Consider the following 21,373-nt stretch of genomic DNA (forward strand, 5'->3'; position numbering starts at 1 on the left):
CTGGGTGTCGGAGGCGATTATCGAAAGCCAGGCAGCGCGGTTAAACGCTGCCTTGGAGGGAAATGCGCGGTGCTTTGGAGGGCGCCGAGGGCCCGCCACTTAAGGCTTACACCGGTAGGCGCGGGGTTGGGGTCAAAGGGCGTTGAACAACATCCCGCCTGCCACCACGATACACAGGCTGGCAAAGCCGATTTGCAAGGCCCGCGCCGGAATCAGCGAGCCCAGGCGCCGGCCGATGAGCATGCCGACGATGCTGGCACCAATAAACACCCAGCCGAGGGTGTCGATCACCACCCCGGCATGGAACGCGCCGACCACACCAATCAGCGAAATCAGGCTGATCACCATCAGCGAGGTGGCGACAATCCCGCGCATCTGCACATCGGTCAGTTGCTTGAACGCCGGCACGATCAGAAAGCCGCCGCCCACCCCCAGCAGGCCCGATACCGCACCGGTCACCGCACCGAGGGCGGCCAGGGTCGCGGTGCATTTGGCGGTCCAGGAAAACCGCCCGGTCTGCTGATCGAGCATGCAGTTCTTCTGCCCCCAGGACGCGGCGCCATGGTCGCTGGGGCCGGCCTCGAGCTTTTCGCGCCGCAACATGCGCCACGCCACCAGCACCATCAGCGCGCTGAACAGGCCCATCAGGATCTTGTCCGGCAACTGATGGGCGAAGAACACCCCCAGCGGCGAAAACAGGGCGCCAAGCAAGGCAATCAGCAACGCCGCGCGGTACCGCACCAGGCCATGGCGCAAGCCATCAATCGCCCCCACCGCTGCCGCCGCGCCCACGGCGAACAATGACACCGGGGCCGCTTGGGTCATGGTCAAGCCCAGCCCCAGCACCAACGCCGGCACCCCCAGGATCCCGCCCCCGGCCCCGGTCAGGCCCATCACCAGCCCCATGAACACGCCAAAAAAACTTGCCAGCAGCATAGGGTTCTCTCACTCCACCTTGGCCAGACGGGTCAGCCATTCGCGGCCCTTGAGCATGCCGTTCCAGTAGAACCACGGCAGCAGCGTCGCCTTCAAAAACCACGCCGAGCGCCGCGCCACCGTCGGGTCGAGGGGAAAGGTCGGCAGCAGCCGGCCGCCATAACCGAACTCGGCCAGCACCACCTTGCCCTTCTCCACCGTCAACGGGCAGGAGCCATAACCGTCGTACTTGAGCGGCAATGGCGCCTGTCTGCGCAGGGCCAGCAAGTTCTCGGCGACCACCACGATTTGCTTGCGCACCGCCGCTGCCGTCTTGGCATTGCTGGTGGAGCACACATCGCCCAGGGCGAAGATGTGCGGGTAACGCACCTGTTGCAGGCTATGGGGGTCGACCTCGCACCAGCCAGCGGCGTCGGCCAGTGGGCTGTGGCGGATAAAGTCCGGGGCCACTTGCGGCGGGACGACGTGCAGCATGTCGAAGGATTTTTCTTCGACGTTGGTATTGCCTTCGGCGTCCTTGACCTCGAACCAGGCCTTGCGCGCCGGGCCATCGACCTTGATCAGGTTGGAATTGAAGGCCAACTGCACGCCATATTTCTCGACATAGTTCATCAACGGCGGCACAAAGGTTGCCACGCCAAACAGCGCGGCGCCGGCCAGGTTGAATTCGACGTCGATGGTGTTCAGGTCACCTTGCTTGAGCCAATGATCGCAAGACAGGTACATGGCCTTTTGCGGCGCCCCTGCGCATTTGATCGGCATGGCCGGCTGGGTAAAGATCGCCTTGCCACCCTTGAGCTGCTGCACCAGTTGCCAGGTGTAGGGTGCGTGCTGGTAGCTGTAGTTGGAGGTAACGCCGTTGTGGCCCAGGGTCTGCTCCAGGCCTTGGATTTTCTCCCAGGCCAGGCGCAGGCCGGGGCAGACGATGAGGTTATTCCAGGTCACACGCTGGCCGCTGTCGAGCACCAGGGCCTGCTCGTCGGGCAGCAACTGACTGACCGCCGCCTGCACCCAGGTCACGCCGTCGGGCAATACCCGGGCCATGGGGCGCATGGTCTTGCGGATGTCATGGGCGCCACCGCCCACCAGGGTCCAGGCGGGTTGGTAGTAATGTTCGGCGCTGGGTTCAATCAGGATGATATTGAGCTGCGGGTCGCGCTTGAGCAGGCTGGCCAGCAGGCCGATGCCTGCCGAGCCGCCGCCGATGACCACGATGTCGCCACTGATGGTCGGTCCCCAGTGTTGGTCGTTCATAGTCCTGGCCTTTCTTATTTCAACAATGCACACAAGGGTCGTTGCCGTATGGCGTCACGCCCAGCTTTTTATCACCGCCCCGCAGTACAGCCCGGAGAGGGTTTTCATCACTTGAATCACTTCGTGGCTGGCCAACCCGTAAAAGATGTACTTGCCTTCACGACGGGTCGCCACCAGCCCTTCGTCGCGCAGGATTCCCAGTTGCTGGGACAACGTCGGCTGGCGCACGCCGGTCATGGTTTCCAGCTCACCCACATTGCGCTCGCCCTGGGTCAACTGGCAGAGGATCAGTAGCCGGTCCTCATTGGCCAGGGCCTTGAGCAAGGTACAGGCCTTGGACGCAGACGCACGCAACTGGGCGACTTCACCTTCACTCAGACTGGATTCCATTTGCTTCGGTCCTTTCTCTCACTTAAGCTCAAAACATTATGTTTAAACATAAAGTGAATATCACGCCTTTTTTTAGCCATCAGGGACAACCGTCATGCCTGCGCTGATTCAACCCTTCCTGGACGAGGCCTCGTCGACCTGGACCTACATCGTCTATGAAGCGGACGGTGGACCCTGTGCCATTGTCGACTCGGTGCTCAACTACGACCCCGCGTCCGGACGCACCGACACGCGCCAGGCCGACCACGTCGTGGCGTTCGTCCAGGCCCATGGCTTGCAGGTGCAATGGCTGCTGGAAACCCACGCCCACGCCGACCACCTGTCCGCCGCGCCGTACCTGCGCCGTGTCTTGGGCGGCAAAATCGCCATTGGCCAGTCCATCAGCCAGGTGCAGGGCGTGTTCAAGAACCTGTTCAACCTGGAGCCGGCGTTTCGCGTTGACGGTTCGCAGTTCGACCATCTGTTCGCCCCCGACGAGGTGTTCCACATCGGCAACCTCCAGGCCCAGGCCCTGCACGTGCCCGGCCATACCCCGGCAGACATGGCCTACCTGATCGACGACCAGTTGATCCTGGTGGGCGACACCCTGTTCATGCCCGACGTGGGCACCGCCCGCTGTGACTTCCCTGGCGGCGATGCGCGCCAGTTGTATGCCTCGATGCGCAAGTTGCTGGCCTTCCCCGGCGACACCCGGCTGTACGTGTGCCATGACTATCCACCCGAGGGCCGCGAGGCCAAATGCCTGACCAGCGTGGCTGAACAGCGAGCGAGCAATATCCATGTGCATGACGGGGTGGATGAAGCGGCATTTGTGCAAATGCGCACCACCCGTGATGCCGGGCTGGGCATGCCGACGCTGTTGCTGCCGGCGATCCAGGTGAATGTACGAGCGGGGAATATGCCGCCGGCGGAAGACAATGGCGTGGTGTACCTGAAAATCCCGATCAACCAGCTGTGACACGGCACATCGGGCTCAACTGAAGTAAGAGCCCTTGGGCTTGGGCAAGCCTGACCAAAGCTCGTCGACATGCTTGAAGCCCCAGTCCTCGATGCTCTCGCGAGCGACAATCTTGTCGCGCTGCTCGGCCAGGTTCACCACCACCTGGATAATGGGCAAGCGGGAGCGCGCCGAAAAGAACACTTTGACCCGTGGCGTGAGCAACGACTTCTGGCTTTGCTCAATCACCACACCGATACGCCCGCTCTCCAGGCGCACCAAGGCGCCCACCGGGTAAATCCCCATGCACCGGACAAACGCCTGGAACACCCGCTCATCGAAATGGCCTTTCCACTCGGCCATTTTCTGAATGGCATCGGCCGGCCCCCAGCCTTGTTTATAAGGCCGCTCTGAGGTCACCGCATCGTACACATCACACACAGCGCCCATGTGTGCAAACAAGCTGATCTGATCCTGGAGCAGGCCGTGGGGATAACCCTCGCCGTTGCACTTTTCATGGTGATGCAAGCACACATCCAATACCAGGGCGCTGATATGCGGGCTGTTGCGCAACATGTTCACCCCCTCCTGGGGATGGCTGCGCACAATCTCGAACTCCGCCTCAGTCAGCTTGCCGGCCTTGCTTAAAATGCCCTCCGGGATGGCCATTTTCCCCACGTCATGGAACAACCCTGCCAGCCCTGCCTCCTGGACCAATGCCGGCGACAGCCCCAACTGCCTGGCCAACGCGATCATCAAGCCACTGACCGCGACCGAATGCATGTAGGTGTATTCATCGGCCCGCTTCAACCGGGCCAGGCTGATCAAGGCATGGGGGTGGCGCAAAATCGACTGGGAAATTTCATCCACCAGGCTAACCACGCGAGTAGGGTCGATCGCGCCCCCCATGCGCAAGTCACTGAACATTTCGACGACGGCACTCTTGGCCCGCGCGCACACCTTGACGGCACGCGCCACCTCGACCTTCATATCAACACGCGGGGGCACCGCAGATTGCGCCAGTGCAGCGACCGTTGAGGTAACAGCTGGCGAACGCGGCAGCTCGTCCGGCAGCACGTCGTCCCCCTTCTCGGTATCAATCCAGAGGCTCTGCACCTGTGACTGACGCAAACGCTGCAGGTCTTGCAGACGGGTCAGCAAAAAACTGCTTTTCCAAAAACCATGGTCAGTCCAGGCGCCGTTGAGCTTGTGGACGTACATACCCAACCTGACTTGCGAAGTAGGAATGCATTTCAACATAGGCATTACCTCACAGTTCAAGATCAAACAACCTGCCCGACTCGGCTCAGTTCACCGAGAACCTCGAAACAATCTGTTTGAGATCAATCGCCAGCTTCGACAGTTCATTACTGGCGATCGAGGTTTGACTGGCGGCCGACGAGCTCTGGATAGACAGGTCACGAATGCTGATGAGGTTCTGGTCGACAGAGCGTGCGACATGGGCCTGCTCTTCCGACGCGGTGGCGATCAGCAGGTTTCGCTCGTTGATATCCTCGATCGCATGGGTGATTTGAGTAATGGCCGCACCCGCTTCATGGGCGATCTTCAACGAATCCACGGCTTCAGTTCGGTTCAGCCCCATCGAGAGCACCGCCTCACTGGAACAGCTCTGGATCTTCGCGATCATCTGCTCGATTTCCTGGGTCGAGGTCTGCGTTCTATGGGCCAACGCCCTGACCTCGTCGGCCACCACCGCAAAGCCGCGCCCCTGCTCGCCGGCCCGGGCCGCTTCGATGGCCGCATTCAGGGCCAGCAGGTTGGTTTGCTCGGCAATGGAGCGGATGACTTCCACCACCCTTGCAATGTCCTGGGCCTGTTTGGCCAGCCCCTCTACTTCGACCCCGGTTTGCTGGACGGTGGCGCTCAATTTTTCAATCGATGCGATGGTCTGGGTCACCCGCTCCTGGCCGACTTTTGCCGAGCGTTGGGAGTCCTGTGTCGACTGGGAGGCCGACACCGCATTACGCGCCACTTCTTCTACCGCGGCAGTCATCTCATTGACCGCCGTGGCGGCCTGATCGGTCTCCATACTTTGTCGTTCAATACCGGCACTGGACTCCTTGGTGATCGAACTCATCTCTTCAGCAGCCGATGCCAGTTGGCCGGATGCTTCGGATATATGCTGCAAAGTACTTTTCAAACTCATCTGCATGGCTGCAGTGGACTGTTGCAGGTCGGTCAGTTCGTCCTTGCCGCTGATCTGGATGGCGACACGCAAGTCTCCCTGGGCAATCTTCGCCGTCGCGGCCAACAGTTCGCCAACCGGCGTGATGATACTTTTGGTGAACAGTCGGGCGACCAGAATGGTCAACAGCACCGACGCCACCATCAGGATCAATGTGAACAATCGGGCAGCATCATATTCATGGGCCGCAGTGGCCACTGCGGCCTGCCCACCCGTTTCGTTGATAGCCAACAATTCCCCAATCATGGACTGCAGCTTAACGGCCAGAGGGCTGGTGTAATCTCTAAAAAACACACTCAAGTCAGCAGCCGAATGTGAACTGTCCATGGCCAGCAACTCATCAACTTTCAGGTTATAGGCCTGTATATCCCGTATGACTTGATCATATTTATTCTTTTCTTCGGGACTGGATACAAACGAAGCATACTCATTGCTTACTTTAACCAGCGCACTACTCGCCTCTTTAACAGCACCGACCGAAGTGGAACTTAGCCGATTAGCATCCAGTGCAAACCTGCGCAACTCCAAGCGAAGTTTCAATAACGTACTTTCTATCTTTCCAGCCTGACGAATGCTGGGTAGCCAGTTAGTTTCTATTTGCACAGTGGACGAATAGACTTTGTCAACTTTCACCAGGGTCATCGCGCCTTGTATTAAAAGCAACAGGCACACCACGCCAAAACACAGGGTGGTACGGGAGTTCAATCTTATGGATCTCATTGACATGGCAATTCCCCTAGGCTTACTGGCTCAAGGACTTTTACAGCCTCGATGGCATCAGTGTGTGGAGCGTTCTGTGAAAAAAATGTAGGCCTATCGTTGTTTTATGGAGCCGACAAACAAAAAATCACGCAAACCACTACTTAGCTAACTACTCATATAAGTCAAGTAGACCAAGAATACGCCGCGACGATAACAGACGGGCGAGCACCCTTAGAGCCTTAAATAGCCAGATGGACTAGTTTCTCATTCTCTATGACTCGCTCTTCCGAATAAGACATGAGCTTAGCAGATACCTTACTGCCCATAAGGACAAGCGTTTTTTATAATAATGGCTTGCTCACCAGACACTTCCAGATGATCGCTATCAGTCACATCGCCTCGTATGAATAGAAACAATTGCGTATTACCGACGTTACGAGAGGAAGATCTATACACCACATTCTGCTGCCTCCCCCACGGATACTCCAGGAACCCACATTCTATGGAGCATCTGAAACATGGACATCCGACGTAACCACCGCGACCTGACCGGGGAGCAGAAACGAGCCTTTGTCACCGCCATTCTGCGGCTCAAGAACGACGTTCCAAGTGTCCTGCGCCCCGGCCTGCAGAGCCGCTATGACGATTTCGTGCAGGTCCATCGCAACTCTATGGGCGGGCCCAACCCACTGGTCCCCAACCCCCACCAAAGCCCGCTGTTCTATCCCTGGCACCGGATCCTGATTCGGCAGTTCGAACTGGCGCTCAAAGCCGCCGCAAATGATCCGTCTATCACCCTGCCCTATTGGGATTGGCAACTAGAGGGTCGCAGCAACCCCTTCACCGCCGATTTCATGGGGGGCAACGGCGACAACATGCAAAACCAACGTGTCACCACCGGCCCATTTTCCGTGTTCAACGGCGCATTCGAACTCAAGGTGTGGGACGACAATTCGGGTGATCAGGGTCTGCGTCGCGACCTGGGGGCAAATCCCGAGCAGCCCTTGCCAGGCCCCCTGGAAGTGATTTCAACGTTAGCGCGCACCCCGTACTGGCAAGTCCCCGTGGCTGAAGCCTCCGGCGGTTGGGAAAATGTCAGTGAAGACCGATTGCACAACAGGGTTCATGCCTGGATCGGCGGCGATATGACCACCGCCTCCTCTTCCAATGACCCGCTGTTTTTCCTGCACCATTGCCATCTGGACTTTCTGTGGGAGCAGTGGCGCCAGCAGCATCCGATCAGCGAGCCGTTCCAGCCCAGGGCTGACGCCCCCAACGGCGTGCTGGACTCAAACCTGGTGTTCAACCCGCAAAACGAACCTGCACCCTGGCCAGAGCGCTGGACCATCAGGCAGACCCTGGACCTTGAGCAACTTGACTACCGTTATGAATAAGTCAGCTGCCTAGGTTCAAACCATTGGCCGGCAGCGGCAGCGCGGTCTTGTAGCGCACCTGCTTGAGTGCAAAGCTCGAGCGGATGTTCGCCACACCCGGCACCTTGGTCAGAAAATCCATCATAAAGCGTTCCAGCGACTGGATGGTCGGCACCAGCACCCGGATCAGGTAGTCCGGGTCGCCGGCCATCAGGTAGCACTCCATCACCTCCGGCCGGTCGGAAATCGCCCCCTCGAATTGCTGCAGGGCTTCCTCGTTCTGCTTTTCCAGGCTGACGTGGATAAACACATTGACGTGCAGCCCCAGCAAATCGGCGTCCAGCAGCGTGACCTGGTCACGGATCAAGCCCAATTCTTCCATCGCCTTGACCCGGTTGAAACACGGCGTGGGCGACAGGTTGACCGAACGTGCGAGGTCGGCGTTGGTGATGCGGGCATTCTCCTGAAGGCTGTTGAGAATCCCGATATCAATACGGTCCAGCTTGCGCATGAGACAAAACCACCTGTTTATTATGTTTATGCAGATTTTTTATCCTCAAATGATCTCAGGCGCAACCAAACAGAGATAAATATTCTCCACGCCCCGGCCTATGATTGTTGTAGGACAAGATTTCTCCTACCCGGGGACTGACTGTCAGCTAAGCGCGCCCACTACAAGAAATTCACAAGATCGAGCGTAGAAAGCCATGACCCAGCAATACGAACCGCTGCGCCTGCACGTTCCCGAGCCTTCTGGCCGTCCAGGTTGCAAGACCGACTTTACCTACCTGCATCTGACCGATGCGGGTACGGTGCGCAAACCCGCAATTGACGTAGAAGCCGCCGACACCGCCGACCTGGCCAAGGGCCTGATCCGCGTGCTCGACGACCAGGGCCAGGCCCTGGGCCCATGGGCAGAAGGTGTCCCGGTAGACATTTTGCGCCGCGGCATGCGTGCCATGCTCAAGACGCGGATCTTCGACAACCGCATGGTGGTCGCCCAGCGTCAGAAAAAGATGTCGTTCTATATGCAAAGCCTTGGCGAAGAAGCCATCGGCAGCGCCCAGGCCCTGGCCTTGAACATCGACGACATGTGCTTCCCCACCTACCGCCAGCAAAGCATCCTGATGGCCCGTGAAGTGCCGCTGGTAGACCTGATCTGCCAACTGCTGTCCAACGAGCGCGATCCGCTCAAGGGCCGCCAGTTGCCGATCATGTACTCGGTAAAAGACTTCGGTTTCTTCTCCATTTCCGGCAACCTCGCCACCCAGTTCGTACAGGGCGTGGGCTGGGGCATGGCCTCGGCGATCAAGGGCGATACCAAGATTGCCTCGGCATGGATCGGCGATGGTGCCACCGCCGAATCGGACTTCCACACCGCCCTGACCTTCGCCCACGTGTACCGCGCGCCGGTGATTCTCAACGTGGTCAACAACCAGTGGGCGATCTCCACCTTCCAGGCCATCGCCGGTGGTGAAGCCACCACCTTCGCCGGACGCGGCGTGGGTTGCGGCATTGCCTCCCTGCGGGTGGACGGCAACGACTTTATCGCGGTGTACGCCGCCTCTGCCTGGGCCGCCGAACGCGCGCGCCGCAACCTCGGCCCGACCCTGATCGAATGGGTCACCTACCGCGCCGGCCCGCACTCCACCTCCGATGACCCCTCCAAGTACCGGCCTGCCGACGACTGGAGCCACTTCCCGTTGGGCGACCCGATTGCCCGCCTCAAGCAGCACCTGATCAAGATTGGCCAGTGGTCCGAAGAGGAACACGCCACGGTCAGTGCGCAGCTGGAGGCCGAAGTGATCAGCGCGCAGAAAGAAGCCGAACAGTACGGCACCCTGGCCGGTGGCCAGATTCCAAGCGCCGCGAGCATGTTCGAAGACGTTTATAAAGAGATGCCGGAGCACTTGAAGCGCCAGCGTCAAGAGTTGGGGATCTGACATGAACGATCACAACAATAAAATCGAGCTGGAAACCGCCATGACCACGACCACCATGACCATGATCCAGGCCCTGCGCTCGGCCATGGATGTGATGCTTGAGCGCGACGACAATGTGGTGGTATTCGGCCAGGACGTCGGTTACTTCGGCGGCGTGTTCCGTTGCACCGAAGGCTTGCAGAGCAAGTACGGCACCTCGCGGGTGTTTGATGCGCCGATCTCCGAAAGCGGCATTATCGGCGTGGCCGTGGGCATGGGTGCCTATGGCCTGCGCCCGGTGGCTGAAATTCAGTTCGCCGACTACGTGTACCCGGCCACCGACCAGATCATCTCGGAAGCGGCGCGCCTGCGTTATCGCTCGGCCGGCCAGTTCACTGCACCGCTGACCATGCGCATGCCCTGCGGCGGCGGCATCTACGGCGGCCAGACCCACAGCCAGAGTATCGAAGCGGTGTTCACTCAGGTCTGCGGCCTGCGCACGGTGATGCCGTCCAACCCCTATGACGCCAAGGGCCTGCTGATCGCCTCCATCGAAAACGATGACCCGGTGATCTTCCTCGAGCCCAAGCGCCTGTACAACGGCCCGTTCGACGGCCACCACGACCGCCCGGTGACGCCGTGGTCCAAACACCCGCAAGCCCAGGTGCCGGACGGCTACTATACGGTGCCGCTGGATGTGGCTGCCATCGTGCGTCCAGGCTCGGCCGTCACGGTGCTGACTTACGGCACCACCGTGTACGTGTCGCAAGTGGCCGCCGAAGAAACCGGCATCGATGCCGAAGTCATCGACCTGCGCAGCCTGTGGCCGCTGGACCTGGAAACCATCGTCAAGTCGGTGAAAAAGACCGGCCGTTGCGTGGTGGTGCATGAAGCCACTCGGACCTGCGGTTTTGGTGCCGAGCTGGTGTCGTTGGTGCAAGAACACTGCTTCCACTACCTGGAAGCGCCTATCGAGCGTGTGACCGGCTGGGACACCCCCTACCCCCACGCGCAAGAGTGGGCGTATTTCCCTGGCCCGACCCGTGTGGGCGCGGCTTTGCAACGGGTCATGGAGGTCTGAATGGGCACGCACGTTATCAAGATGCCGGACATTGGCGAAGGCATCGCAGAGGTTGAGTTGTCGGTATGGCACGTCAAGGTCGGCGATATGGTCGTGGAAGACCAGGTGCTGGCGGATGTGATGACCGACAAGGCGATGGTGGATATTCCCTCGCCGGTCCATGGCAAGGTGATATCGCTGGGCGGCGAGCCGGGTGAAGTCATGGCCGTGGGCAGTATCCTGATCAGCATTGAAGTCGAAGGCGCGGGCAATACCCGGGAGTCGGCGTTGTCGGCGGTGGTTGAAGAAGCCGCGCCGGCCCCAAAAGCCGAAATCAAGGCCCCTGCGGTTGAAAGCAAACCGGCCGCCAAGCCGGTGGTGGCCGCCCAGGCCCCGGTGGCCCGCGACGCCAATGAGCGCCCGCTGGCCTCGCCCGCCGTGCGCAAGCATGCGCTGGACGCCGGGATCCAGCTACGCCTGGTCCAGGGCTCGGGCCCGGCCGGGCGTATTCTGCATGAAGACCTTGATGCCTATCTGCAACAGGGCAGCACCCGCGCCTCGGCCGGCGCCAACCCGTATGCCGAGCGTAACGACGAAGAGCAGATCCCGGTGATCGGCATGCGCCGCAAGATCGCCCAGCGCATGCAGGACGCCACGCGCCGCGCCGCACATTTCAGCTACGTCGAAGAGATCGACGTGACGGCCCTCGACGACTTGCGCGTACACCTCAATGAAAAACACGGCGCCAGCCGCGGCAAGCTGACGTTGCTGCCATTCCTGGTGCGCGCGATGGTTGTGGCCTTGCGCGATTTCCCGCAGATCAACGCGCGTTATGACGACGAAGCCCAAGTCATCACCCGCCTTGGCGCGGTGCATGTGGGCGTCGCCACCCAGAGCGATGTCGGCCTGATGGTGCCCGTGGTGCGTCACGCCGAGGCGCGCAGCCTGTGGGGCACCGCCGAAGAAATCACCCGCCTGGCCAACGCCGCGCGCAATGGCAAGGCCAGCCGTGACGAACTGTCGGGCTCGACCATCACCCTGACCAGCCTCGGCGCGTTGGGCGGAATTGTCAGCACCCCGGTGCTGAACCTGCCGGAAGTGGCGATTGTCGGCGTCAACCGCATCGTCGAGCGACCAATGGTGATCAAGGGGCAGATCGTGATCCGCAAGATGATGAACCTTTCCAGCTCCTTCGATCACCGGGTGGTCGATGGCATGGACGCGGCGCAATTCATCCAGGCCATCCGTGGCCTGCTCGAACAACCCGCCAGCCTGTTCCTGGAGTAAGGGCATGACTCAGACTTTGCATACCACGCTGCTGATTATCGGCGGCGGCCCGGGCGGCTATGTGGCGGCGATTCGCGCCGGCCAACTGGGCATCCCGACCATCCTGGTAGAAGGCCAGGCGTTGGGCGGTACCTGCCTGAATATCGGCTGCATTCCGTCCAAGGCCCTGATCCACGTTGCCGAGCAGTTCCAGCAAACCGTGCACCACAGCCAGGGGTCGGCCCTGGGCATCGAAGTGGATGTGCCGACCCTGGACATCCGCAAGAGCGTCGAGTGGAAGGACGGCATTGTCGACCGCCTGACCACCGGGGTTGCCGCGCTGCTGAAAAAGCACAAAGTGCAGGTGATCCACGGCTGGGCCAAGATCGTCGACGGCAAGACCGTGGACGTGGACGGCCAACGCATCCAGTGCGAGCACCTGCTGCTGGCCACCGGTTCGAAAAGCGTCAACCTGCCGATGCTGCCGATTGGCGGGCCGATCATTTCGTCCACCGAAGCCTTGGCACCGAGCCATGTGCCAAAACGCTTGATCGTGGTGGGTGGCGGTTATATCGGCCTGGAACTGGGGATTGCCTATCGCAAACTCGGGGCCGAGGTCAGCGTGGTCGAAGCCCAGGACCGCATCCTGCCGGCCTACGACGCCGAGCTGACGCAGCCGGTCGCCGAATCCCTCAAGCAGTTGGGGGTCAAGCTGTACCTCAAGCACAGCGTCACGGGTTTTGAAGGTGGCAGCCTGCAAGTGCGCGATCCGAATGGCGAGACCCTGGCCCTCGACACCGACCAGGTGCTGGTTGCCGTCGGTCGCAAACCCAACACCCAGGGCTGGAACCTGGAAGCCTTGAACCTGACGATGAACGGCGCGGCAATCCAGATCGACAGTCGTTGCCAGACCAGCATGCGCAATGTGTGGGCCATTGGCGACCTGAGCGGCGAACCGATGCTGGCGCACCGGGCCATGGCCCAGGGCGAAATGGTCGCGGAGCTGATCAGCGGTAAATCCCGCGAGTTCAACCCGGCGGCGATCCCGGCGGTGTGCTTTACCGACCCGGAACTGGTGGTGGTCGGCAAGACCCCGGACGAAGCCAAGGCTGCGGGCCTGGACTGCATTGTCTCGAGCTTCCCGTTTGCGGCCAATGGCCGGGCCATGACCCTGGAGTCCAAGACCGGCTTCGTGCGGGTGGTGGCACGCCGCGACAATCACCTGATTGTTGGCTGGCAGGCGGTGGGGGTTGGCGTGTCCGAACTGTCCACGGCCTTTGGCCTGAGCCTGGAAATGGGCGCGCGCCTGGAGGATGTGGCAGGCACCATTCATGCCCACCCGACCCTCGGTGAAGCCGTGCAGGAAGCGGCGCTGCGGGCGCTGGGGCATGCCCTGCACCTCTGACCCACTGTGGCAGCGGGCTTGCCCGCGATAGCAATGTGTCAGTGTCAGAGGCGTTAACTGACCCACCGCTCTCGTGAGCAAGCCCGCTCCCACACAGGCCAAGAATGAAGTATTGTTGCGCCCATCCAGAAATAAACCAAAAGCCTGCCTTCGACCAGGCGGTTGAAAAGAGATAGAGGGTGTCATGGGTAACGAAAGCATCAATTGGGACAAATTGGGTTTTGACTACATCAAGACCGACAAGCGTTTTCTCCAGACCTGGAAAGACGGCGCCTGGCAAGAAGGCACCCTGACCGAAGACAACGTGCTGCACATCAGCGAGGGCTCCACCGCCCTGCACTATGGCCAGCAGTGCTTTGAGGGCTTGAAGGCCTATCGCTGCAAGGACGGTTCGATCAACCTGTTCCGCCCGGACCAGAACGCCGCCCGCATGCAACGCAGCTGCGCCCGCCTGCTGATGCCACAGGTGCCGACCGAAGCCTTCATCGAGGCGTGCAAGGCAGTGGTCCGCGCCAACGAGCGGTTCATCCCGCCGTACGGCACTGGCGGCGCGCTGTACCTGCGCCCGTTCGTGATCGGCACCGGTGACAACATCGGCGTGCGTACCGCGCCCGAGTTCATCTTCTCGATCTTCTGCATCCCGGTCGGCGCCTACTTCAAGGGCGGCCTGACCCCGCACAACTTCCTGATCTCCGGCTACGACCGCGCCGCGCCGAATGGCACCGGCGCCGCCAAGGTCGGTGGCAACTACGCAGCCAGCCTGATGCCCGGCTCCCTGGCGAAAAAAGCCAACTTTGCCGACTGCATCTACCTGGACCCGGCCACCCACTCGAAAATCGAAGAAGTCGGTTCGGCCAACTTCTTCGGGATCACCCACGACAACAAGTTCGTCACCCCGAACTCGCCGTCGGTGCTGCCAGGCATCACCCGCCTGTCGCTGATCGAACTGGCCAAGACCCGCCTGGGCCTGGACGTGGTCGAAGGCGACGTGCTGATCGACAAGCTGGCAGACTTCAAGGAAGCCGGCGCCTGCGGTACGGCGGCAGTGATCACGCCTATCGGCGGGATCGAGTACAAAGACAAGCTGCACGTGTTCTACAGCGAAAAAGAAGTCGGCCCAGTGACCCAGAAGCTCTACAAAGAGCTGACCGGTGTGCAGTCCGGCGACGTTGAAGCGCCGGCTGGCTGGATCGTCAAGGTCTAAGCCCCGCTGCGCAACAAAATGTGGGAGCGGGCTTGCTCGCGAAAGCGGTGGATCAGTCAACGTCATCAGTGACTGACCCACCGCTTTCGCGAGCAAGCCCGCTCCCACATTTGCTTACAGGTGGTTTCAGGATTTTGGCAGGTTTTGCGCAATCTTCTTGCCCATGCTGATCCTCGGCTCCACGCCATACCCCAGTGCTTCGTAGAAGCCCACCACCGTATCGTTGCCCAGATTGATCTGCAGGTTGATCTTCAGGCAGCCCAGGGCGATCAACGCCTGTTCCCCATGGCGCACCAACGACGCGCCCAGGCCTTGCCGGCGATAGTCCGGATGCACGGCCACCGAATACAACCAACCCCGATGCCCGTCGTAACCTGCCATCAAGGTGCCGATCACGGCCTTGCCGTGGGTGGCGACAAAGAACAGCCCGTCCTCCACCGCAAGCTTTCTATCAATCGCCAGTTCCGGCCGGTTATGTGGGGTGTCATAACCAAACGCCGTCTGCCATAACGCCGCGACCTGGGCCCGATGCAAACGGTCGCGATACACGCCGATGGGGTGGCGAGACGACAATACTTTCTCCATCACCAGGGTGCGCTCGTTGCCGTGGTACACATCCCGCACGGTCTGGAACCCCAGCTTGGTATAAAACGGCTCGGCGGTGAGGGACGACGGTACGCTCAATACCGTGACCCCAGCCTCACGGGCCCGCTGTTCGATATCGGCCATCAGTTGGCGGCCGATGCCCTGCCCTTGCAGCACCGGGTTGACGAACACCGAACGCACCACATTGGCGTCCAAGGCGGCGGTCGCGACGATTTCTTGATCCTGGAGTGCAACCAGCACGGTACGCCGCGTGAGCAATTGCAGCACCGCCTCCGGCGTGAAGTTGCTCGCCACCCGCGCAATCACATCCGCCGGGTAGTCACGGGCGTTGCTGCTGCGCAGGGCCGCCAGGATGACCTGGCTGATGCCTTCGGCATCGGTGGGTTGGGCGAGGCGGACGGCGGTAGACATGACTCCTCCTGACGGGTGACGTAATGACAGCCACCACAATACCCATGTGTGGGCTTGTGTGGGAGCCGGGCTTGCCCGCGATGCAGGCACCTCGGTGTGTCCGCTACACCGCGGTGATGCTATCGCAGGCAAGCCAGCTCCCACACAAGTCGGCTCCTACAGGTTTGAGCGCCCCCTGACAGCCGATTCGGCTGCCACACCCCTCTTTTCAGCTTTCCCGGCTGGGCTGCTCCCCTGTTTCAGCCGGGATTCTACGGCCAGAGCGCACAAAATAGCCTCAATGCCCAACCCCATGGACTCGTGCCCCCATGCAAACCACCAATACCGTCCTGATGATTCGCCCGGCGCACTTTGCCTTTAACCCGGACACCGCGATCAACAACCGCTTCCAGCGCGCGCCCGTCGATCCGGTGGCCGCACAGCACAAAGCGCTGGAAGAGTTCGACGGTTATGTCGACACCCTGCGCCAGCATGGTGTGGACGTGTTGGTGGTGCAGGACACACCCGCGCCCCATACCCCGGATTCGATCTTCCCCAATAACTGGTGGAGCAGTCATGCCGACGGCAGCCTGGTGCTGTACCCGATGGAGGGCCAGAACCGCCGCCTGGAGCGCGATAAAGGCGTGCTGCAAGTACTGGAGCAGCGCTTCGCAATCAAAGACACCATCGACTTCAGCCACCTGGAACAACAGAACATGTTCCTCGAAGGCACTGGCAGCATGGTCCTCGACCGCCAGCACCGCATCAGCTACGCCTGCCACTCCGGGCGCACCCATCACGATGCCCTGCGCCAGTTTGCCGAGCGCCTGGACTATCAGGTCTGCGCCTTCCACGCCGTCGACCGCCATCACGCACCGATCTACCACAGCAACGTGATGATGAGCGTCGGCCGCGACCTGTCGGTGGTGTGCCTGGACGCGCTGCCCGAGACCCACGAACGCCAGGGCCTGGAACGCTCCCTGCGCGACACAGGCAAAGACATCCTGGCCCTGGACTTCGACCAACTGGAAGCCTTCGCCGGCAACATGCTGGAACTCCACGACCGCGACGGCCAGCCGCTGCTGGTGATGTCGGCCAGCGCCTGGCGCTCGCTCAAGCCGGCGCAGCGCCTGCATGTGGAACGCCACACCCACCCAGTCGTGGTGAATATCGACAACATCGAACGCATCGGCGGCGGCAGTGCCCGCTGCATGTTGGCCGAAGTGCATCTTCCGGCCCGCGCCTCATTCCAATAAGGAGTTTTTCCATGACCCGTTATATCGACGTCAACGACCTCAGCTACCTGGTATCGCAAAAAGGCCTGCAAACCTGCATCACCGAGATGGCCGAGTACATCCGCGCCGACTACCTGCGCTGGAATGACTTCGAAAAATGCGCGCGCCTGGCCAACCACTCGCCCGAGGGCGTGATCGAACTGATGCCGGTCTCGGATGCTTCGCTGTATGCCTTCAAATACGTCAACGGCCACCCGAAAAATACCCAGAGCGGCATGCTCACGGTCATGGCGTTCGGCGCCCTGGGGGATGTGGATACGGGCAAACCGGTGCTGCTCAGCGAGATGACCCTGACCACGGCGATCCGCACTGCCGCCACTTCGGCCCTGGTTGCGCGCTACCTGGCACGGGACAACAGCCGCAGCATGGCGCTGATCGGCAATGGCTCGCAAAGTGAGTTCCAGGCCCTGGCGTTTCACACCTTGCTGGGCATCAATGAGATCCGCCTGTTCGATATAGATACCCAGGCCATGCACAAGCTGGCGAACAACCTCAAGGCCTTCCCGGCGATCAAGCTGACCCTCGCGGGTAGCGTCGCCGAAGCGGTGAAAGGCGCCGATATCGTCACCACCGTCACCGCCGACAAGGCCTACGCCACCATCCTTACCGACGACATGATCGAGCCCGGCATGCACCTCAATGCCGTGGGCGGCGACTGCCCCGGCAAGACCGAACTGGACCGGCGCATCGTCGAGCGCGCGCGGGTGATCGTCGAGTACGAACCACAAAGCCGTATCGAAGGCGAAATCCAGCATATGCCCGAGGACTCGCCGGTCACCGAGCTGTGGCAAGTGATCAACGGCCAGAAGCCGGGCCGGGAAAATGCGCGCCAGGTCACCCTGTTTGACTCGGTAGGTTTTGCCCTCGAAGACTATTCGGCCCTGCGTTATGTACTGGATGTGGCCAAGGCCCTGGACGTGGGCAGCGAGTTGGAGCTGGTACCGGACCTGGCCGACCCCAAGGACCTGTTCGCCCGCCTGGCCCAGCGACCAACCGCACAGCATAAAAAGCGCGCCTGAAACCGCTCTGGCCTGCCGCTTTGCGCAAGCGGCGGGCCCTAAACCGCGGTTTGAAAAGCCGATATACAGGGTGCCGCAGCCGATTCTGCTGCAATCCGCGTTTTAACAGCGCATTCCGCATGCGAAGGACTAGGTAAACGACACAAAAAACGCACCATCATGAAGCATTCTGAGCGCGACCAAAGAGTCAGCAAATGAATGCATGCCGCACCCTTTCTACTGCCCTGACATCAATTACAAAATATAGGGAAAACACCATGACTCCGCTCCGATCACTCGTCGCCGCGCTGCTCCTGCCTTTGTGCGCCACCGCCGTCCAGGCCCAGGAATGGAAAGAAATCCGTTTCGGCGTGTTCCCCGAGTACCCACCCTTTGAATCCGTGGCCGCTGACGGCAGCCTGCAAGGTTTCGACATTGAGCTGGGCAACGCTATCTGCGCCAAGCTTGAAGTCAAGTGCACCTGGGTCCACAACGAGTTCGACGGCATGATCCCGGCGCTGCGTGCGCGCAAGTTCGACGCCATCATGTCCTCCATGGCCGTGACCCCGGCCCGGCAAAAACAGATCGACTTCAGCGATCGCCTGTTCCTCAGCCCCACCTCGGTGATCACCCGCAAGGGCGCAGGTTTCGGCGACACCCCCGAATCCCTCAAGGGCAAACAGGTCGGCGTGCTCCAGGGCTCGCTGCAGGAAGCCTATGCCCGCGCCCACCTGGCCAAGCTCGGTGCCCAGGTCAAGGCATACCAGTCCCAGGACCAGAACTATGCCGACCTGCAAAACGGCCGCCTCGACGCGACGCTGACCGACAAGCTCGAAGCCCAGCTCAACTTCCTGTCCAAGCCTGAAGGCGCCGACTACCAATCCGGCCCGGCCTTCAAGGACCCGACCTTGCCGCTGGACATTGCCATGGGCCTGCGCAAGAACGACCAGGAACTGCTGGCGCTGATCAACAAGGGCATCGCAGCCATCCAGGCCGATGGCACTTACGCGCTGATCCAGAAGAAGTACTTCGGTGACGAAGATATCTATCACGAGTAATCCCCCGCCCTATCCCCTGTAGGAGCCGGCTTGCCAGCGCTGGCGGTGCGACAAACACCGCCATTTGCGGCAGGTTCCTACCGGTTCTATCGAGACTTTCCCGTGAATGAACTCCTCAACCTGCAAGGCTTCGGCCCGCTGTTGGCCCAGGGTGCCTGGATGACCATCAAGCTGGCGTTCCTCGCGCTGGTCCTGAGCCTGAGCCTGGGCCTGATCGCCGCCGGTGCCAAGCTGTCCAGCCATAAGCTGTTGCGCATCCCCGCCACCCTCTACACCACCTTGATCCGCAGCGTGCCGGACCTGGTACTGATCCTGCTGATCTTCTACAGCCTGCAACTGTGGCTCAATGACTTGACCGAGATGCTTGGCTGGAACTACTTCGAAATTGATCCCTTCACCGCCGGTGTGATCACCCTGGGTTTTATCTACGGTGCGTATTTCACCGAAAACTTTCGCGGCGCGATGCTCAGTGTGCCGGTGGGCCAACTGGAAGCAGCGACCGCCTACGGCTTGAGCCGCTGGCAGCGGTTTCGGCTGGTGATGTTCCCGCAATTGATGCGGTTTGCGTTGCCGGGGCTGGGCAATAACTGGCTGGTACTGCTCAAGTCCACGGCGCTGGTGTCGATCATCGGCCTGGCGGACCTGGTCAAGGCCGCGCAGAACGCCGGCAAGACCACCAATGACCCGTTGTACTTCCTGATCCTTGCGGGCCTGGTGTACCTGGTGATCACCACCCTCTCCAACCGCATCTTCAAACGCCTGGAACGGCGCTACAACGTCGGCATCAAAGGAGTGGCGCGATGATCGAACTGATCCAGCAATATGGCCTGGCGTACCTGTGGACCGATGGCTCGGGGTTTTCCGGGGTGGCCATGACCTTGTGGCTGTTTATCGTGTCGGTGATCCTCGGGTTTTTCCTGTCCATCCCCCTGGCAATCGCCCGCGTCAGCGAGCACTTCTGGCTACGCTGGCCGGTGGAGGTGTACACCTACCTGTTTCGCGGCACGCCGCTGTATATCCAGTTGCTGATTTGCTACACCGGCCTGTACAGCCTGGAAGTGGTGCAGGATAACGCCCTGCTCAATCAGTTTTTCCGCAATGCCTTGAACTGCACGCTGCTGGCCTTTGTGCTCAACACCTGCGCCTACACCGTGGAAATCTTCGCCGGGGCCATTCGCAATATTCCCCATGGCGAAATTGAAGCCGCGCGGGCCTACGGCCTGCACGGCTGGCGGATGAACCTGTTCGTGGTGATCCCCGCCGCGCTGCGCCGCGCATTGCCGGCCTACAGCAACGAAATGATCCTGATGCTGCACGCCACGTCCCTGGCATTTACCGCAACCATCGCCGACATCCTCAAGGTGGCCCGTGACGCCAATGCCGAAACGTTCCTCACGTTCCAGGCCTTCGGCATTGCTGCGCTGCTGTACATGCTGCTGTCCTTCGCATTGGTGGGCCTGTTCCGACTGGCCGAACGACGCTGGATGCGCTTTCTTGTCCCGACCCGAGGCTAACCCATGAATCAGTCCGCACAGGCCCTGGCCGCTCATCCCACACACACTGCCGCGCCCCGCCCGAACGTGGTGGCGGCCGGCGCCAACGTCAAACTCAAGGTCGAAGACCTGCATAAAAGCTACGGCGACCACGAAGTGCTCAAGGGGGTTTCGCTCAACGCCAGCAAGGGCGATGTGATCAGCCTGATCGGCGCCAGCGGCTCCGGCAAAAGCACCATGCTGCGCTGCATCAATTTCCTCGAACAGCCCGACGCCGGGGTAATCACCCTGGACGGCATCAGCATTGAAATGCGCCAGGGTCGCGCCGGGGTGCAGGCGCCGCACCAGGCACAACTGCAGAACCTGCGCACGCGCCTGGCCATGGTGTTCCAGCACTTCAACCTGTGGAGCCACATGACCGTGCTGGAAAACATCTGCATGGCGCCACGCCGGGTGTTGGGCGTCAGTGCCGCCGAGGCGGAGAAACGCGCGCGGATGTACCTGGATAAAGTCGGCCTGCCGGGCCGGGTCGCCGATCAATACCCGGCGTTTCTCTCCGGTGGCCAGCAACAGCGCGTGGCCATCGCCCGGGCCCTGGCCATGGAGCCGGAGATTATCCTGTTCGATGAACCGACCTCGGCGCTGGATCCGGAGCTTGTAGGAGAAGTCCTCAAAGTCATACAGACGTTGGCCGAGGAAGGTCGTACCATGCTTATGGTCAACCCACGAAATGGGCTTTGCCCGGCAAGTCTCCAGCCAGGTGCTGTTCCTGCACCAGGGCCGTGTCGAAGAACAAGGCAGCGCCGAGATCCTCGACCACCCGACCAGCGAACGCTTGCAGCAATTTCTCTCCAACCGCTTGAAGTGAACACAGAATC

At 60.9% G+C, this 21,373-nt stretch carries 19 protein-coding genes and 1 pseudogene; 13 read left to right on the forward strand and 7 right to left on the reverse strand.

Annotated elements, in window-relative coordinates; genetic code table 11:
- Window positions 1-132: 132 nt before the first annotated feature.
- Genes PSH80_RS16040 through PSH80_RS16050 form a run of 3 tightly spaced genes read right to left on the reverse strand, consistent with a single transcriptional unit; the run spans window position 133 to window position 2,580 of the window.
- The gene (locus PSH80_RS16040) at window positions 133-936 is read right to left on the reverse strand and encodes a sulfite exporter TauE/SafE family protein (RefSeq protein ID WP_057439411.1); all 804 of its coding nucleotides are present in this window, start codon (window positions 934-936) and stop codon (window positions 133-135) included.
- Window positions 937-945: 9 nt separating this feature from the next.
- Window positions 946-2,190: an FAD/NAD(P)-binding oxidoreductase gene (locus tag PSH80_RS16045; RefSeq protein ID WP_305417466.1), complete on the reverse strand. Its 1,245-nt coding sequence runs from the start codon at window positions 2,188-2,190 to the stop codon at window positions 946-948.
- 54 nt (window positions 2,191-2,244) lie between these two features.
- A complete protein-coding gene (locus PSH80_RS16050) occupies window positions 2,245-2,580 on the reverse strand; it encodes a helix-turn-helix transcriptional regulator (protein ID WP_032860171.1) in 336 nt (111 codons plus the stop codon).
- A gap of 94 nt (window positions 2,581-2,674) precedes the next feature.
- On the opposite strand from PSH80_RS16050, the gene PSH80_RS16055 reads away from it, so the two are divergent.
- On the forward strand, window positions 2,675-3,538 hold the full coding sequence (locus PSH80_RS16055; RefSeq protein ID WP_120733528.1) for an MBL fold metallo-hydrolase: 864 nt from the start codon (window positions 2,675-2,677) through the stop codon (window positions 3,536-3,538).
- A gap of 15 nt (window positions 3,539-3,553) precedes the next feature.
- Here PSH80_RS16055 and PSH80_RS16060 read toward each other — a convergent pair whose 3' ends face one another.
- Both PSH80_RS16060 and PSH80_RS16065 read right to left on the reverse strand, forming a co-directional pair.
- Window positions 3,554-4,777, reverse strand: a complete 1,224-nt coding sequence (locus PSH80_RS16060) for an HD-GYP domain-containing protein (protein WP_120733529.1) — start codon at window positions 4,775-4,777, stop codon at window positions 3,554-3,556.
- 46 nt (window positions 4,778-4,823) lie between these two features.
- A complete protein-coding gene (locus PSH80_RS16065) occupies window positions 4,824-6,449 on the reverse strand; it encodes a methyl-accepting chemotaxis protein (RefSeq protein ID WP_305417470.1) in 1,626 nt (541 codons plus the stop codon).
- Between the two features lie 494 nt (window positions 6,450-6,943).
- Between PSH80_RS16065 and PSH80_RS16070 the strand changes: the two genes are divergently transcribed.
- Window positions 6,944-7,819, forward strand: coding sequence for a tyrosinase family protein (locus PSH80_RS16070; RefSeq protein WP_115128527.1), 876 nt, complete (start codon window positions 6,944-6,946; stop codon window positions 7,817-7,819).
- Between the two features lies 1 nt (window position 7,820).
- On the opposite strand, the gene bkdR is transcribed toward PSH80_RS16070, so the two are convergent.
- A complete protein-coding gene (gene bkdR, locus PSH80_RS16075) occupies window positions 7,821-8,309 on the reverse strand; it encodes a Bkd operon transcriptional regulator BkdR (protein WP_057439415.1) in 489 nt (162 codons plus the stop codon).
- A 196-nt stretch (window positions 8,310-8,505) separates the two neighbouring features.
- Between bkdR and PSH80_RS16080 the strand changes: the two genes are divergently transcribed.
- The 5 genes from PSH80_RS16080 (at window position 8,506) to PSH80_RS16100 (ending at window position 14,655) form a co-directional block, all read left to right on the forward strand.
- Window positions 8,506-9,741: a 3-methyl-2-oxobutanoate dehydrogenase (2-methylpropanoyl-transferring) subunit alpha gene (locus PSH80_RS16080; protein WP_120733532.1), complete on the forward strand. Its 1,236-nt coding sequence runs from the start codon at window positions 8,506-8,508 to the stop codon at window positions 9,739-9,741.
- Between the two features lies 1 nt (window position 9,742).
- Window positions 9,743-10,801 (forward strand): alpha-ketoacid dehydrogenase subunit beta, encoded by a 1,059-nt coding sequence (locus PSH80_RS16085; protein WP_057439417.1) that lies wholly within the window; start codon window positions 9,743-9,745, stop codon window positions 10,799-10,801.
- Window positions 10,802-12,067 carry a dihydrolipoamide acetyltransferase family protein gene (locus PSH80_RS16090; protein WP_057960088.1) on the forward strand — a complete coding sequence of 422 codons (1,266 nt, stop codon included), beginning with the start codon at window positions 10,802-10,804 and terminating at the stop codon, window positions 12,065-12,067. It abuts the gene before it with no gap.
- A 4-nt stretch (window positions 12,068-12,071) separates the two neighbouring features.
- Window positions 12,072-13,451, forward strand: a complete 1,380-nt coding sequence (gene lpdA / locus PSH80_RS16095; RefSeq protein ID WP_170060301.1) for a dihydrolipoyl dehydrogenase — start codon at window positions 12,072-12,074, stop codon at window positions 13,449-13,451.
- A gap of 184 nt (window positions 13,452-13,635) precedes the next feature.
- On the forward strand, window positions 13,636-14,655 hold the full coding sequence (locus PSH80_RS16100; protein WP_057439419.1) for a branched-chain amino acid aminotransferase: 1,020 nt from the start codon (window positions 13,636-13,638) through the stop codon (window positions 14,653-14,655).
- A gap of 126 nt (window positions 14,656-14,781) precedes the next feature.
- Here PSH80_RS16100 and PSH80_RS16105 read toward each other — a convergent pair whose 3' ends face one another.
- Window positions 14,782-15,672, reverse strand: a complete 891-nt coding sequence (locus tag PSH80_RS16105; protein ID WP_169961337.1) for a GNAT family acetyltransferase — start codon at window positions 15,670-15,672, stop codon at window positions 14,782-14,784.
- Between the two features lie 308 nt (window positions 15,673-15,980).
- Between PSH80_RS16105 and ctlX the strand changes: the two genes are divergently transcribed.
- The 6 genes and pseudogenes from ctlX to PSH80_RS16135 all read left to right on the forward strand — a co-directional run bounded on the left by ctlX (window position 15,981) and on the right by PSH80_RS16135 (window position 21,363).
- The gene (gene ctlX, locus PSH80_RS16110; RefSeq protein WP_120733536.1) at window positions 15,981-16,907 is read left to right on the forward strand and encodes a citrulline utilization hydrolase CtlX; all 927 of its coding nucleotides are present in this window, start codon (window positions 15,981-15,983) and stop codon (window positions 16,905-16,907) included.
- An 11-nt stretch (window positions 16,908-16,918) separates the two neighbouring features.
- Entirely contained in the window at window positions 16,919-17,965 is a 1,047-nt protein-coding gene (locus PSH80_RS16115) for an ornithine cyclodeaminase (protein ID WP_057960091.1), read from the forward strand.
- Between the two features lie 257 nt (window positions 17,966-18,222).
- Window positions 18,223-19,002: an ABC transporter substrate-binding protein gene (locus tag PSH80_RS16120; RefSeq protein ID WP_057439422.1), complete on the forward strand. Its 780-nt coding sequence runs from the start codon at window positions 18,223-18,225 to the stop codon at window positions 19,000-19,002.
- Between the two features lie 102 nt (window positions 19,003-19,104).
- Complete coding sequence (locus PSH80_RS16125; protein ID WP_057960092.1) at window positions 19,105-19,806, forward strand: ABC transporter permease; 702 nt, start codon at window positions 19,105-19,107, stop codon at window positions 19,804-19,806.
- Window positions 19,803-20,516, forward strand: a complete 714-nt coding sequence (locus PSH80_RS16130; protein ID WP_057439424.1) for an ABC transporter permease — start codon at window positions 19,803-19,805, stop codon at window positions 20,514-20,516. Before PSH80_RS16125 ends, PSH80_RS16130 begins: the two co-directional genes overlap by 4 nt.
- A gap of 3 nt (window positions 20,517-20,519) precedes the next feature.
- Window positions 20,520-21,363: pseudogene (locus PSH80_RS16135) on the forward strand (ABC transporter ATP-binding protein).
- Window positions 21,364-21,373 lie beyond the last annotated feature (10 nt).

Source organism: Pseudomonas sp. FP818 (assembly GCF_030687335.1).
GTDB lineage: Bacteria > Pseudomonadota > Gammaproteobacteria > Pseudomonadales > Pseudomonadaceae > Aquipseudomonas > Aquipseudomonas shahriarae.